The organism is Thermobifida halotolerans (assembly GCF_003574835.2).
GTDB classification, from domain to species: domain Bacteria; phylum Actinomycetota; class Actinomycetes; order Streptosporangiales; family Streptosporangiaceae; genus Thermobifida; species Thermobifida halotolerans.
Map to the genome: position 1 here is coordinate 1,583,897 of NZ_CP063196.1, position 12,646 is coordinate 1,596,542.

The following is a 12,646-nucleotide window of genomic DNA, read 5'->3' on the forward strand; positions in this document are numbered from 1 at the left end:
CAGGGAGGGGAACCCGGGTCAGGCGACGGAGCAGGGGCTTCCGTTGAGCTCGAACCCTTCGGGGGTTCCCGCGCCGTTCGGGGCGTCGGCGTTGAAGCCGAACTCCACCGAGCCGTGGTGCGGGATGGTGCTGTTCCACGAGGCGCCGGTGACCGTCACGGTGGAACCGGACTGCTCCGCCACCGAGCTCCACGACTGGGTGAGGGTCTCACCGTTGGTGAAGTCCCACGTCAGCTCCCAGCCGTCGATGGGGGAGTGGCCGCCGTTGTAGACGCGCACCTGCGCGGTGAAGCCGCCGTGCCACGAGCTGGGCGTGTCGTACTCGACCTCGCAGGACGTCGCGGGTGCGCTGCCGGAGTTGAAGGCCAGCGTCGGCGACGGGCTGGAGGTGTTGCCCGCGGCGTCCCGGGCCACGACGTAGACCTCGTAGTCGGTGTCGGGGCTCAGCCCGGTCAGGGTGGCGCTGGTGTTGGTGGTGGTGGCCAGCACCTGGTCGGTGGCGGCGTCGTGCACCCGGTACTCGGTGACGCCGACGTTGTCGCTGGCGGCGGGCCAGCTGATCCGGGCGGAGGTGCCGTCCGTCGAACCGGCGGTGGGGGTGCCGGGCGCGGTGGGCGCCTCGGTGTCGCTCGGGTCGGGGTCCGGGTTCGGGTCGCCGCCGGTGAAGACCACGTCGGAGCAGTTGTAGAAGGCCTCCGGGCTGTCGGAGCGCTGCCAGATCGAGTAGATGATGTGGCGGCCGGACTTGTTGGGAAGCGTGGCCTCCCAGTAGTACTCGGCGCCCTCGGGGCCGCCGTCACGCATCGGCGGGTTGGTCACCTGGTCGAAGGGGACGGGTTCGAGGTCGTCCCAGCCCAGCGGGCTGTTGGGGTCCCAGTCGTCCTTGGTGACGTACTGGTACCAGGTGCCGGGGTGCGGCGCCCAGGCGTTGTACTGGAAGGTGATGGTGCTTCCGGCCTGCAGCGTGGTGGTGGGCCAGTGCTCGCTGACCGCGTTCATGCCGCTGAACTGCGGGTGGGGTCCGCACAGCTCCCCGTCGGGGATGATCTCGCGGTGCCGGCCCCCGGCGTCGCTGATCAGGTTGCCGTACCAGTTGTAGAAGGGGTAGTTGCCGTTCTCCGCGAGCACGTCCTGGCAGACGGGGTTGGTCGGCACGACGTTGCCGCCGGTGCCTCCCTCGATACCGTTCACGTAGCACGCGTAGCTGCGGGTGGCGGGGTAGGTCATGCCGCCGTGCGCGTAGGCCTCCTCGGCCGGGACGACGGCGGCGAGCGTGGCGGCCAAGCCAGCGAGCGCGCCGAGAGCGGCGAGCCGGCTTCTCATTCTCACCGTGAAACTCCTTGAGAGACGTTACGGCTTGGGGGCCGTCGCGACCTGTGGGGGGTGGCCGCGACGGCCGGATCCGGGCGTCACGGGACGGTCCGGAATCGTCTCCTCCGCTGAGAGCGCTCCCGGGATGGGGATGGATGCGGAAAGGAAGTGGGAGCGCTCCCAGAGGGGTTGATACCAGAATCGTGATACGGATCACGGGCGATGTCAACAGACGGTTACCCACAAATGACACAACGGAAGATCGGGGAGGGTTTCGGGTGGCCCGAAAGCCGCAGATCACAGGAGGGGGAGTGCGGGGAGCGGTGGTGGAAAAATTAACCAAACCGGTTCAGCGGGTCAGAGGGGCGGTCCGGGGCGCCGGACTTCGGCAAGCATCGGACTTCTCGGCGCCGAAGCGATAGCGTGGCCCCATGGCGACTGTTGCGAATCGGCCGTCCACGTCGGTCGAGGACTACGTCAAGGTCATCTACGACCTCCAGGAGCGCGGAACCGGCCCGGTCACCATCTCGGGGATCGCCGAGCGGCTGTCGGTCTCCAACTCCTCGGTGTCGGGCATGCTGCGCAAACTCTGCGAACTGGGACTGGTCGACCACCAGCGCTACGGCGACGTGCGGCTGACCCCCACCGGCGACAAGGTCGCCCTGGCCGTGCTGCGCCGCCACCGCCTGATCGAGCTGTACCTGGTCGAGGCGCTCGGATACTCCTGGGACGAGGTCCACGACGAGGCCGAGATCCTCGAACACGTCGTCTCCGACCGTTTCGTGGACCGGGTCGCCGAACGCCTGGGGCACCCCACCGCCGACCCGCACGGCGACCCCATCCCCACCCGAGACGGCCGGATCGCCGCCCGCGAGACCCGCCTGCTGGCCCAACTGGAACCCGGCAGCGGCGGCGTCATCGTGCGCGTCAACGACTCCGACCCGGCCCTGCTGCGCTACCTGGCCAGCCAGCGGATCGGTATCGGCATGCGGGTCGAACTCGTCGAGCGCCAGCCCTTCGGTGGTCCCCTCGTGGTGCGCCTGGGATCGGAGAGCGACCAGCAGGAGCAGTCCATCGGCCTCGGCGTGGCCGAGGCCCTGTGGATCGCGACCGACCACTGACGCCGCGCGCACGTTCTTCCGCCGAATCAGCCCCGACGAGGATTGCCGGGGCGCTGCGGTGGTAAAAGTTAGGCGTGGCGAACTCTGTAGATTGTCGCACCTTCCGCACGGCCGCGGTCGGTCTCGCGCTCGCGTGCGCCCTCACCGCGTGCAGCCTCTCCACCGCCGAACAGGCCGACGACGGACGCCCCACCGTCCTCACCACCTTCACCGTCCTCGCCGACATGGTCCGCAACGTCGCCGGCGAGCACGTCCGCGTGGAGTCCGTCACCAAGGTCGGCGCCGAGATCCACGAGTACGACCCCACCCCCAGCGACCTGGTCCGCGCCCAGGGCGCCGACCTCGTCCTCGCCAACGGCATGAACCTGGAACTGTGGTTCGAACAGTTCACCGACCCGCTCGACGCCCCCACCCGCGTGCTCACCGAGGGGGTCCGGACCATCCCGGTGGCCTCCGGGGGGTATGCGGGACAGCCCAACCCACACGCGTGGATGTCCCCCGACGAGGCCCTGGTCTACGTCGACAACATCCGTGCGGCACTCAGCGAACTCGACCCTGACCACGCCGCCGACTACGCGGCCAACGCCGAGGCCTACCAGGAGGAGATCGCCGAGATCGGCGAGTTCCTCCAGGCCGAGATCGCCACGCTCCCCGAGGAGCACCGGGTGCTGGTCACCTGCGAGGGCGCCTTCTCCTACCTGGCGCGCGACACCGGACTGACCGAGAAGTACCTGTGGCCGATGAACTCCGACGGCGAGGGCACCCCCCAGCAGATCGCCTCGGTGGTGGAGTTCGTCCGCGAGCACGAGGTCCCCGCCGTCTTCTGCGAGAGCACCGTCAACGACGGCGCCCAACGCCAGGTGGCCCACGAGACCGGAGCCGTCCTGGGCACCCCCCTGTACGTGGACTCGCTGTCCACCGCCGACGGCCCGGTGCCCACCTACCTGGACCTGCTGCGCCACGACGCCGAGGCCATCGTCAGCGGACTCAACGGAGAGGGGGAGCGACTGTGACCACTCCGCAGGCGCTGTCGGTGCACGGCCTCACCGTGCGCTACGGCGACGTCCTGGCACTCGACGACGTCACCCTGGAACTCGGCCACGGCGTGGTGTGCGGACTGCTGGGCGCCAACGGTTCGGGCAAGTCCACCCTGTTCAAGGCCATCACCGAGATGGTCGCCCCGCAGCGCGGAGACGTCCGGATCCACGGCCTGTCCCCCGCGCGGGCCCGCAGACGCGGACTCCTCGGCTACGTCCCCCAGACCGAACAGGTGGACTGGGCCTTCCCGGTGCGGGTGGTCGACGTGGTGATGATGGGGCGCTACGGCCACATGGGTCCGACCCGCCGCCCCAGGAGGTCCGACCACCAGGCCGTCGCCGAGGCCCTGGAACGCACCGGACTGACCTCCCTGGCCCACCGGCAGATCGGCGCGCTCTCCGGCGGCCAGCGCAAACGCGCGTTCGTGGCCCGCGGCATCGCCCAGGGAGCCGGCGTGTTCCTGCTGGACGAACCGTTCGCGGGAGTGGACAAGCCCTCCGAGCGCACCATCGTCCGGGTGCTGCGCGACATGCGTGACGCCGGCGCCACCCTGCTGGTGTCCACCCACGACCTCGCCGGGGTGGGCGAGCTGTGCGACGAGGCGGTGCTGCTGCACCGGCGCGTTCTGGCGCACGGCAGCCCCGAGCAGGTGCTCGCCCCCGATCTGCTGCTGCGCACGTTCGGTCTGGAGGAGGAGACGGCATGACGCTCGTCGACTGGCTCACCCTCCCCTTCACCTTCGAGTTCATGCAGCGGGCGCTGCTGGTCAGCGTGCTGGCGGGCGCGGTGTGCGCGGTGCTGTCCTGCTGGGTGACACTGATCGGCTGGTCGCTGATGGGCGACGCCGTCTCGCACGCGGTACTGCCCGGCGTGGTGCTGTCCTACCTGCTGGGGCTGCCCTTCGCGGTGGGGGCGCTGGTGTTCGGCGTGGGCTCGGTGGCGCTGATCGGCACGGTCAACCGCACCTCCCGGGTCAAGGAGGACGCCGCGATCGGCATCGTGTTCACCGCGATGTTCGCCCTGGGCGTCGTGGTGCTGTCCCGGATCTCCAGCGACACCGACCTGCGGCACATCCTGTTCGGCGACCCGCTGGGCGTCAGCGGCACCGAGATCGCGCAGATCGTGGTGATGACCGTACTGGCACTGGCGGTGGTGGCACTCAAGCACCGCGACCTGACCCTGTACGCCTTCGACCCCACCCACGCCCACGCCATCGGACTGAGCCCGCGCCGCCTGGAGGCGCTGCTGCTGGGGCTGCTGGCGGTGACGGTGGTCATCGCGCTGCAGGTGCTCGGCATCATCATGGTGGTCGCCATGCTGATCATCCCCGGCGCCACCGCCTACCTGCTCACCGACCGCTTCGAACGGATGGTGCTCATCGCGGTGGCGGTGTCGGTGGCCGCCTCCGTGGTGGGCGTCTACGCCAGCTTCCTGCTGGACGTCACCCCCGGCGGAATGATCGTCGTCGTCCAGGCCCTCGCCTTCGCCGCCGCCTACCTGCTGGCCCCCCGCCACGGCCTGCTCGCCCGGCGGATCGCGGAGCGGCGGCTCGCCGCACCGGCGGCCGGGCGCGGGAGCTGAGGGGCGACGGGTCAGTCGTCGGCGGCGACCAGCAGGGTGAGGCGGTGCTCGCGCCGGTCGACGAGCACGAGTTCGTGGAACTCGGTGTGGACGCCGCCCCAGTCGTGGAAGGCGCCGCAGCCGAGGTCCTTCAGCAGGTAACGCGCGGAGGCCGTCCGCACCGGCCGGTAGACGGTGTCGAGCAGCACCTCTTCCGGGGACTCCGGGACGGTGCGCTCCTCCTCGGCCCGTTCCCGGACCGGCTTCTCCGCCGCCTGCGGACCGGTCGGCTCGTAGGCGTCGACGGTGATGTGGCGGATCCGGTAGGGGCCGTGCCAGGTGGTGGACTCGTGCACCCCGTCGCCCGCGTAACCGTCCCGGAACCGGACGGGGCGGATCAGCGCGGCGAGGAGTTCGGTGTCGGACGCCTTCGGCGGGACGAACCGGAGGAGTTGGGCGTCGACCCAGCGGAACCCGTGGTCGTGCGGGTGGTCGGACACGAGGTTGCGGAAGTCCACGAAGATCTGCTGCCGGAAGGAGAGCGAGGCCGCCACGGGATCGACCCCAGCGGCCCGCGCACACCACGGTCCGGGCGCCGTCCGTCGCGGCGGATCCGGTCAGGGAGCGGCCGGGGCGGTGGAGCGGTCGGTGAACATCCGTACCGCCAGGGCCCCCAGCACGGTGGCCATGAAGGCCTTCTGCACGCGCAGCCACACCGGGCGCTCGGCGAGGAAGCGGGCGATGAGACCGGCGCCGAGGGCGATGACCGCGTTGCCGGTGACCGCCACGCAGACCTGCACCGAGCCGAGGACCAGGCTCTGCACGGCCACGTGCCCCAGGGACGGGTCGACGAACTGGGGGAGCAGGGAGACGTACAGGACCGCGATCTTGGGGTTGAGCAGGTTGGTGACCAGCCCCATCGTGAACAGCCTCCCGGGCGACTCCGCGGGCAGCGGAGCGGGCTCGAACGGCGAGTGCCCGCCGGGGCGGAGCGCCTGCCAGGCCAGGTACAGCAGGTAGCAGCCCCCGGCGATCTTCAACGCGGTGTAGGCCGCGGGGACCAGGGCGAACACCGCGAGCAGCCCCGCGGTGGCGGCGCACAGGTAGACGAGGAAACCGGCGGCCACCCCCAGCAGCGACACCAGTGCCGCGCGCGGCCCCTGCGTGATCGACCGGGACACCAGGTAGACCATGTTGGGCCCCGGGGTGAGCACCATGACCAGGGAGACGGCGGCGATGCCGAGCACGGCGGGGAGACTGACCACGAGGAGGGCTCCGTTCTGTCGTCCGCCAGCCTACGGCCGCGGCGCCCCGCGCGCACGGGGTTTGCGGCCGACCGGGCCCGCGGACCGCGGACCCGGTCGGCCGCACGCGCCCCGGGAGCCCGGAGCCGCTGCCGCCCGGAATCCCGGTGGACAGGCGGGAGAGGGATCTCCTGGACACCGGGAGTTCCGGGCGGGCTTTTCCCGGAACGGAGGGGGAGAACGGAGAGATCCGTGCTCGGCGGGGCCGGGCGCTGCTTCCCGGACCGCGTCCGGCGGGCCGGTGCCGCCCGGGGGAAGCGGTCAGTCCCGGCCCATCTGGTCCTCGGGGGACAGGTGCTCCACGGTGATCCCCGTGTCGGTGAAGGTGCGCGTCACCGTGCGCGAGGTGTAGACCCACAGGATCCGCAGCGGGGTGTCGCCGACGTTGCGGAACAGGTGCGGAATGGGCGAGGGGATGTAGGTGGTGTCGAACCGGCCGAGACGGGTCACCGACCCCTCCACCACCACCTCGGCCTCGCCCTCGAGAACGGTGACGTGCTCGTCGCAGTTGTGCGAGTGCATCGGCGCCCCGGTTCCCACGGGATAGACACTCATTCCGCTGGTGATCCGGTTCTCCTCGCCCGCCGACTCCTTGGTGATCAGCGGGGTGGTGGTGATCGAACCGCCGCGGTCGAGCACCCGAACCTCGGACGCCTTGATGATGGTCGGCACCGCATCCTCCTCTGCCTGGGCTTCGGCGTCCGAGGCTAACTCCCCGACCCCCTCCGGAGGAGCCGCAGAACATACAGCTTTACCTTGCATCGCGTGCTCTGTGCGGGCCGCGGCGCGCGCTGTACGGTCGTGCCACATCGTTTCCGAGCCCCCCGAAACCGAGGCGAAGGCGGTAACCGGCCGTGAGACTTCCCAAGATCGACCCGAACGACATGAACGAACGGCAGAAGGAGATGGCCGCGCGCATCGCCGGGCGCCGGGGTGCGGTCCGCGGCCCGTTCCAGGTGTGGTTGAACAGCCCGGAGCTGTGCGACCGCGTCGAGGCGCTCGGAGCGTTCGTCCGCTTCGAGTCCTCCCTGCCCCTGCGGCTGAGGGAGCTGTCGCTGCTGATGGCCGCGCGGCACTGGGACGCGCAGTACTCCTGGAACGCCCACGTCGACAAGGCGATCGAGGCGGGCATCCCCGCCGAGGCCGTCCGCGCGATCGCCGAGCGCGGGGAGCCGGAGTTCGAGCGCGAGGATGACGACGCCTTCTACCGGTTCTGCCGCGAGATCCTGGAGGAGCACTTCGTCCGGGAGGAGACGTTCCGCAGGGCCGAGAAGCACTTCGGGGCCCAGGGGCTCGTGGACGCCGTCGGTTCGCTGGGCAACTTCAGCATGCTCGCCATGTGCCTCAACACGTTCCAGGTCGACCTGCAGCCCGACCGCACGCCCCCCTTCCCCGACATCCGCGGCTACGGCCGGGTGGCGGACGGCGCCGACGGGCAGTAGCGGCGCGGCCGCCCCGGGACGCGGGAGCGCCGACGCCCGCGGCGCGACGGCGCCGCTTCCAGGGCGCAGGAAGGTCGCCGGGTTCCGCCGAGGAGGGGCACCGAGAGTGGCCGGAGGGGAGCGCCGCGAAGTACTTCTAAGTTCATAACTACTGTCGCCCCTGATCGCTGTTAAAGTCGTCAAGGAACACAAAAGCGCAGGTTAGAGGGGTACTTCCCCGCCTGTGGCCTGTGCCGGAGGTATTCATGGACCGCCTTCTCGTCATGCGGAGCTTTGTCACGGTCGCAAGGGTCGGCAGCTTCAGCGGCGCGGCCAAGCTGCTGGGTACCTCGGGGTCGCTCATCTCCCGGCACGTGGCGGACCTGGAGAAGCAGGTCGGCGTGCGGCTGGTCAACCGCACCGCCCGGTCGGTCAGCCTGACCGAGCTCGGGGTCCGCTACAGCGAGTTCGCCCAGCGGATCCTCGACGAGATCGACCAGGAGGACGCGAGCATCGCGCAACTGCACGACCGCCCGGAGGGGACGCTGTCCATCATCTGCCCCAAGTGGATCGGCGGCCTCGACCTCGGCGACGCCGTCGCCGCGTTCGCCGTCGCGCATCCCAGGATCCAGGTGCGGTTCGAGCTCGGCGGCCTGTCGGACCGGACCTACGACTTCCTGGACAGCGGGTTCGACATCGCCTTCCACACCCGGGACCTGCGCGACTCCAGCGTCCGGTTGAGGAAGATCGCCTCGCTGCCGTTCGTCCTGTGCGCCGCGGAGTCCTACCTCAGGCGGCACGGCTCCCTGACCTCGCCCAACGACCTGGCGTTCCACAACTGCCTCGTCCACGTCAACGATCCGGTCTGGCGCATCGGCCACGGGCACGAGAGCACCCTGCACAAGATCCGCAACGTCGCCTTCCAGTCGAACTCCTACATCGCCCTGCAGAAGGCCGCCGTGCACGGACGGGGGATCGCCCTGCTGCCCCACCGGCCGGCCTACGAGGACCTGACGAACGGGGCGCTGCAGGTCCTGCTCCCCGAGCTGCCCGTGCCCGACCGGCCGCTGTACGCGATCTACGGGCCGGCGCAGCGCACCCCCCGCAAGATCCAGGTCTTCCTGGACTTCATGACCGCCTGGTTCTCGGACAACCCCATCCCGGTGTTCGAGGGGTGAACGGCGGGCCCCCTCGCCGTGTGCAACAAACGGTTGCGGCATTCACGGTGGTGGCCGACCTGTCCGATTTCTAGGATCAACAGGTGTCGGCGGTGACCACGGCACCTCGAAGCCCGCGAGAAAGGTGACGGCGGTGGGAATCCAGCGCGTCGAATCTATCACTTACAGTGTTGAGGATGTTTCGGAGAGTGTCCGTTTCTTCGAGGACCTCGGACTGACGCTCGTCGAGTCGGACCACACCGGGGCCGTGTTCGAGACCCTCGTCAAGCAGACCGTCCACCTCCGGACCGAACCCGACAGCGCCCTGCCGCCTCCCGTGGAACCGGCCCCCACCGTCCGAGAGGTCGTCTGGGGCGTCGACACCCCGGACGAACTGGAACGGCTCGTCGGCAGGCTCGCGGTCGACCGCCCCGTGCGGCGCACCGACGACGGGACCTACCACACCTATGACGAGACCGGCTTCGGGCTCGGCCTCACCCTGGCCCGACCGGACGGCTTCGAACCGGACGAGCCGCGCCCGCGCAACACGATGGGGCACATCACCCGCAGGAACACCGTCCTGGAGACCGTCGGGCAGGTCCGGCCGCTGCGGATCTGCCACGTCGCGCTCAACATCCCCAAGCAGGGCCACCAGGAGGCGATCGACTTCTACCTCGACCGCCTCGGCTTCGTCGCCACCGACGTGGTGAAGCCCATGGGCACCTTCATGCGCTGCGAGGACGACGAGGAGCAGCACAACTTCCTGCTCTGCCACCGCCCCGACCGGGCCGGGATGAACCACATCGCCCTGGAGGTGCCCGGCTTCGACGACGTCATCGAGGGCGCCAACCACATGATCGAGCGGGGCTGGCTGGAGTCCAGGCGCCTGGGGCGGCACACCATCGGCTCCAACGTCTTCCGGTTCGTCCACGCCCCCTGCGGCGGACGCGTGGAGTACGCCGCCGACATGGACCGGGTGGACTCCTCCTACGGAACCCGCGTCCACGAGACCGCACCACCCCACCACATCTGGACTCTGCGCACGTCACGAGAGAACCGATAATGCCTGAACCCACCTACCCCGCCATCCGGATGTACATCGCCGGCGAGTGGTGCCGGGGGGAGACGGGGCGGACCGCCCCGGTGCTCAACCCGGCCAACGAGAAGACCGTCGGCGAGGTGCCCCTGGCCACCGTCGCCGACCTCGACCGCGCACTGGAGGCGTCCGTCACGGGCTTCGAGGCCTGGCGTGCCGCGCCGATCGCGCGGCGCACCGCGATCCTGTGCGACGCCGCCGACCGCCTCACCGCCCGGGCCGACCACGTCGGCCGGATCATGACCATCGAACAGGGCAAGCCGTTCAAGGAGGCCCGCGGCGAGGTGCTGCGCGTCGCCGACTCGCTGCGCTGGAACGCCGAGAACGCCCGCCGCGCCTACGGCCGGGTCATCCCCTCGGCCCCCGACACGGTGCTCTCGGTCCGCAGGGAGCCCATCGGACCCGTCGCCGCGTTCACCCCGTGGAACTTCCCGGCGGGCTCGCCCATGCGCAAGATCTCCGCCGCGCTCGCCGCCGGCTGCTCGATCATCATCAAGGCCTCGGAGGAGACCCCCGGCACGGCCTGCGAGATCGTCCGCTGCTTCGACGAGGCCGGACTCCCCGCCGGAGCCCTCAACCTGGTCTTCGGCGAGCCCGCGGAGGTCTCCTCGCACCTCATCGCCTCGCCCGTCACGCGGCTGGTCGCCTTCACCGGCTCCATCCCCGTCGGCAGACTGCTCGCCTCGGCGGCGGGTGCGGCGATGAAGCCCTCCGTCATGGAACTGGGCGGGCACGCACCCGTCATCGTCTGCGCCGACGCCGACCCGGTGACCGCCGCGAAGCGCGCCGCGGCCGCCAAGTTCGCCAACGCCGGGCAGGTCTGCACCTCCCCGAGCCGCTTCCTGGTGCACGAGAGCGGCTACGAGCGGTTCGTCTCCGCCTTCGTCGAGGAGGCCGAGGAGGTCGTCATCGGCGACGGCCTCGCCGACGGCGTGACGATGGGCCCGCTGGCCAACGACCGCCGCCTGGCCGCGATGGAGGAACTCGTCGCCGACGCCACCGAGCGCGGCGCCAAGGTCCTGTGCGGTGGCCAGCGCCTGGACCGGCCGGGCTACTTCTTCGCGCCCACGGTCCTGGTCGACGTCCCCGAGGACGCCGAACTCATGCGGGAGGAGCCGTTCGGCCCGCTCGCCCCCGTCGTGCCCTTCAGCGACCTCGACGAGGCGCTGCGCATCGCCAACTCGCTGCCCTACGGCCTGGCGGCCTACGGCTTCACCGGGTCGGCGGCCACCGCCGAGCGGCTCGTGCGGGACCTCGAGGCGGGCATCCTCTCCATCAACCACTGCGGCGGCTCCGTGCACGAGGCCCCCTCCGGCGGCTTCAAGTCCAGCGGTTACGGCCGCGAGGGCGGCGAGGAGGGACTGGACGCCTACCTCGTCACCAAGCGCGTCTCCCACCGGCTGAACTGAAAGGGCCTGGTCCGACCATGCGATTCTGCCGTGTCGCGGTCGACGGACGCCCCCGCTGGGGCCGCGTCGACGGCGACGCCGTCCACCTGCTGAGCGGGTCGCCCCTGGAGGGCGACCCCGCCCCGAGCGGACAGGCGCTGGCGCTGGAGACGGTCGAGTTCCTGCCGCCCGTCGTCCCGGGCGTGTTCTACGCCGTGGGGCTCAACTACCGGCGCCACGCCGAGCACGCCCTGTCCACCGGCTACGCGGGCGCGGTTCCCGACCGCCCCGAGGTCGGCTACCGGGCCAACAACGCCCTGATCGGCCACGGCGCGCCCATCGTCAAGCCCGTGGACGTCAGCGGACGCTTCGAGGCCGAGGGGGAGGTGGTCGCGGTCATCGGCCGCCCCCTGCGCCGCGCGACCTACGAGGAGGCCCGCGAGGCCGTCTTCGGGTGGACCGTCGGCAACGACGTGAGCGCCCGCGAGTGGCAGCACCGGGACCGCACGTTCTGGCGCAGCAAGAACAGCGACACCTTCAAACCCATGGGGCCCTGGATCGAGACGGACGTCGACCCGCTCGTCCAGACCACGACCGTGCGCGTCAACGGGGAGGAGCGGACCTCCTGCCCCACCGGCGACATGATCTTCGACCCCTACGAGTACATCGTCGAGACCACCAGGTACATCACCATGCACCCCGGCGACGTCCTGTGGATGGGAGCCGACTCCCTCTGCCAACTGGAGCCGGGAGACACCGTCGACATCGACATCAGCGGAATCGGTGTGCTCTCCAACCCCGTCAGGTCCGAAAGTGACGCACCCCCGGAAAGGAAACCCCGACAGCCATGGAACTGAAGGCCAACGAGCCGAAATACATCCACCACGTGAACTTCCCGACCACCGACCCCGAGCGCACCAAGGAGTGGTACGGCAAGGTCTTCGGGCTCAAGGCGATCCCGGCCAAGAGCAACACCAGGGTCCTGCTGATGACCCGCGGCAACTTCGACCTCCACTTCACCCCCGTGGAGGAGATGGACCGCATGGCGCCCTACCACTTCGCGGTGGAGGTCGAGGACTGGGAGGGCTTCCTGGCCCACCTCAAGGAGATCGGCGTGCGCCACACCCGACCGAACGAGCGCCCCGAGAACCGGTCGAAGTTCTGCTACATCCACGATCCCGACCACACCATGATCGAGATCGTCTACCACTCCAAGCGCCCGGCCTGACCGACCCCGCACCACACGAGGA

The 12,646-nt window shown here is 70.3% G+C and carries 14 protein-coding genes; 10 read left to right on the forward strand and 4 right to left on the reverse strand.

Annotation, left to right across the window (positions count from 1 at the left end; translation table 11 throughout):
• Positions 1 to 18: 18 nt before the first annotated feature.
• The gene (locus tag NI17_RS07065) at positions 19 to 1,323 is read right to left on the reverse strand and encodes a lytic polysaccharide monooxygenase (protein ID WP_084012808.1); all 1,305 of its coding nucleotides are present in this window, start codon (positions 1,321 to 1,323) and stop codon (positions 19 to 21) included.
• 419 nt (positions 1,324 to 1,742) lie between these two features.
• Here NI17_RS07065 and NI17_RS07070 point away from each other — a divergent pair, with 419 nt between their 5' ends.
• The 4 genes from NI17_RS07070 (at position 1,743) to NI17_RS07085 (ending at position 5,051) form a co-directional block, all read left to right on the forward strand.
• Positions 1,743 to 2,432: a metal-dependent transcriptional regulator gene (locus NI17_RS07070; protein WP_068693437.1), complete on the forward strand. Its 690-nt coding sequence runs from the start codon at positions 1,743 to 1,745 to the stop codon at positions 2,430 to 2,432.
• 74 nt (positions 2,433 to 2,506) lie between these two features.
• On the forward strand, positions 2,507 to 3,445 hold the full coding sequence (locus NI17_RS07075; protein WP_068693435.1) for a metal ABC transporter substrate-binding protein: 939 nt from the start codon (positions 2,507 to 2,509) through the stop codon (positions 3,443 to 3,445).
• A complete protein-coding gene (locus NI17_RS07080) occupies positions 3,442 to 4,176 on the forward strand; it encodes a metal ABC transporter ATP-binding protein (protein WP_068693433.1) in 735 nt (244 codons plus the stop codon). Before NI17_RS07075 ends, NI17_RS07080 begins: the two co-directional genes overlap by 4 nt.
• On the forward strand, positions 4,173 to 5,051 hold the full coding sequence (locus NI17_RS07085) for a metal ABC transporter permease (RefSeq protein ID WP_068693431.1): 879 nt from the start codon (positions 4,173 to 4,175) through the stop codon (positions 5,049 to 5,051). The genes NI17_RS07080 and NI17_RS07085 overlap by 4 nt, the downstream gene beginning before the upstream one ends.
• Before the next feature lie 11 nt (positions 5,052 to 5,062).
• On the opposite strand, the gene NI17_RS07090 is transcribed toward NI17_RS07085, so the two are convergent.
• The 3 genes from NI17_RS07090 to NI17_RS07100 all read right to left on the reverse strand — a co-directional run bounded on the left by NI17_RS07090 (position 5,063) and on the right by NI17_RS07100 (position 7,006).
• Complete coding sequence (locus tag NI17_RS07090; protein ID WP_084012807.1) at positions 5,063 to 5,584, reverse strand: hypothetical protein; 522 nt, start codon at positions 5,582 to 5,584, stop codon at positions 5,063 to 5,065.
• Between the two features lie 63 nt (positions 5,585 to 5,647).
• On the reverse strand, positions 5,648 to 6,295 hold the full coding sequence (locus NI17_RS07095) for a LysE family translocator (protein WP_068693429.1): 648 nt from the start codon (positions 6,293 to 6,295) through the stop codon (positions 5,648 to 5,650).
• A 300-nt stretch (positions 6,296 to 6,595) separates the two neighbouring features.
• Positions 6,596 to 7,006 carry a cupin domain-containing protein gene (locus NI17_RS07100; RefSeq protein WP_068693427.1) on the reverse strand — a complete coding sequence of 137 codons (411 nt, stop codon included), beginning with the start codon at positions 7,004 to 7,006 and terminating at the stop codon, positions 6,596 to 6,598.
• A gap of 182 nt (positions 7,007 to 7,188) precedes the next feature.
• On the opposite strand from NI17_RS07100, the gene NI17_RS07105 reads away from it, so the two are divergent.
• The 6 genes from NI17_RS07105 (at position 7,189) to NI17_RS07130 (ending at position 12,624) form a co-directional block, all read left to right on the forward strand.
• Complete coding sequence (locus NI17_RS07105; protein ID WP_199860162.1) at positions 7,189 to 7,776, forward strand: carboxymuconolactone decarboxylase family protein; 588 nt, start codon at positions 7,189 to 7,191, stop codon at positions 7,774 to 7,776.
• Between the two features lie 245 nt (positions 7,777 to 8,021).
• Positions 8,022 to 8,933: a LysR family transcriptional regulator gene (locus NI17_RS07110; protein WP_068693425.1), complete on the forward strand. Its 912-nt coding sequence runs from the start codon at positions 8,022 to 8,024 to the stop codon at positions 8,931 to 8,933.
• Positions 8,934 to 9,066: 133 nt separating this feature from the next.
• Positions 9,067 to 9,975 carry a VOC family protein gene (locus NI17_RS07115; RefSeq protein ID WP_068693423.1) on the forward strand — a complete coding sequence of 303 codons (909 nt, stop codon included), beginning with the start codon at positions 9,067 to 9,069 and terminating at the stop codon, positions 9,973 to 9,975.
• Positions 9,975 to 11,417: an NAD-dependent succinate-semialdehyde dehydrogenase gene (locus NI17_RS07120; protein WP_068693421.1), complete on the forward strand. Its 1,443-nt coding sequence runs from the start codon at positions 9,975 to 9,977 to the stop codon at positions 11,415 to 11,417. Before NI17_RS07115 ends, NI17_RS07120 begins: the two co-directional genes overlap by 1 nt.
• Positions 11,418 to 11,434: 17 nt before the next feature.
• Positions 11,435 to 12,253 carry a fumarylacetoacetate hydrolase family protein gene (locus tag NI17_RS07125; RefSeq protein WP_068693419.1) on the forward strand — a complete coding sequence of 273 codons (819 nt, stop codon included), beginning with the start codon at positions 11,435 to 11,437 and terminating at the stop codon, positions 12,251 to 12,253.
• The gene (locus NI17_RS07130; RefSeq protein WP_068693418.1) at positions 12,244 to 12,624 is read left to right on the forward strand and encodes a VOC family protein; all 381 of its coding nucleotides are present in this window, start codon (positions 12,244 to 12,246) and stop codon (positions 12,622 to 12,624) included. The genes NI17_RS07125 and NI17_RS07130 overlap by 10 nt, the downstream gene beginning before the upstream one ends.
• Positions 12,625 to 12,646: the final 22 nt, after the last annotated feature.

Coding starts and splice junctions, on each gene's coding strand:
- NI17_RS07065 (WP_084012808.1), bottom strand. CDS start 1,323: ATGAGAAGCCGGCTCGCCGCTCTCGGCGCGCTCGCTGGCTTGGCCGCC.
- NI17_RS07070 (WP_068693437.1), top strand. CDS start 1,743: ATGGCGACTGTTGCGAATCGGCCGTCCACGTCGGTCGAGGACTACGTC.
- NI17_RS07085 (WP_068693431.1), top strand. CDS start 4,173: ATGACGCTCGTCGACTGGCTCACCCTCCCCTTCACCTTCGAGTTCATG.
- NI17_RS07110 (WP_068693425.1), top strand. CDS start 8,022: ATGGACCGCCTTCTCGTCATGCGGAGCTTTGTCACGGTCGCAAGGGTC.
- NI17_RS07120 (WP_068693421.1), top strand. CDS start 9,975: ATGCCTGAACCCACCTACCCCGCCATCCGGATGTACATCGCCGGCGAG.
- NI17_RS07125 (WP_068693419.1), top strand. CDS start 11,435: ATGCGATTCTGCCGTGTCGCGGTCGACGGACGCCCCCGCTGGGGCCGC.
- NI17_RS07130 (WP_068693418.1), top strand. CDS start 12,244: ATGGAACTGAAGGCCAACGAGCCGAAATACATCCACCACGTGAACTTC.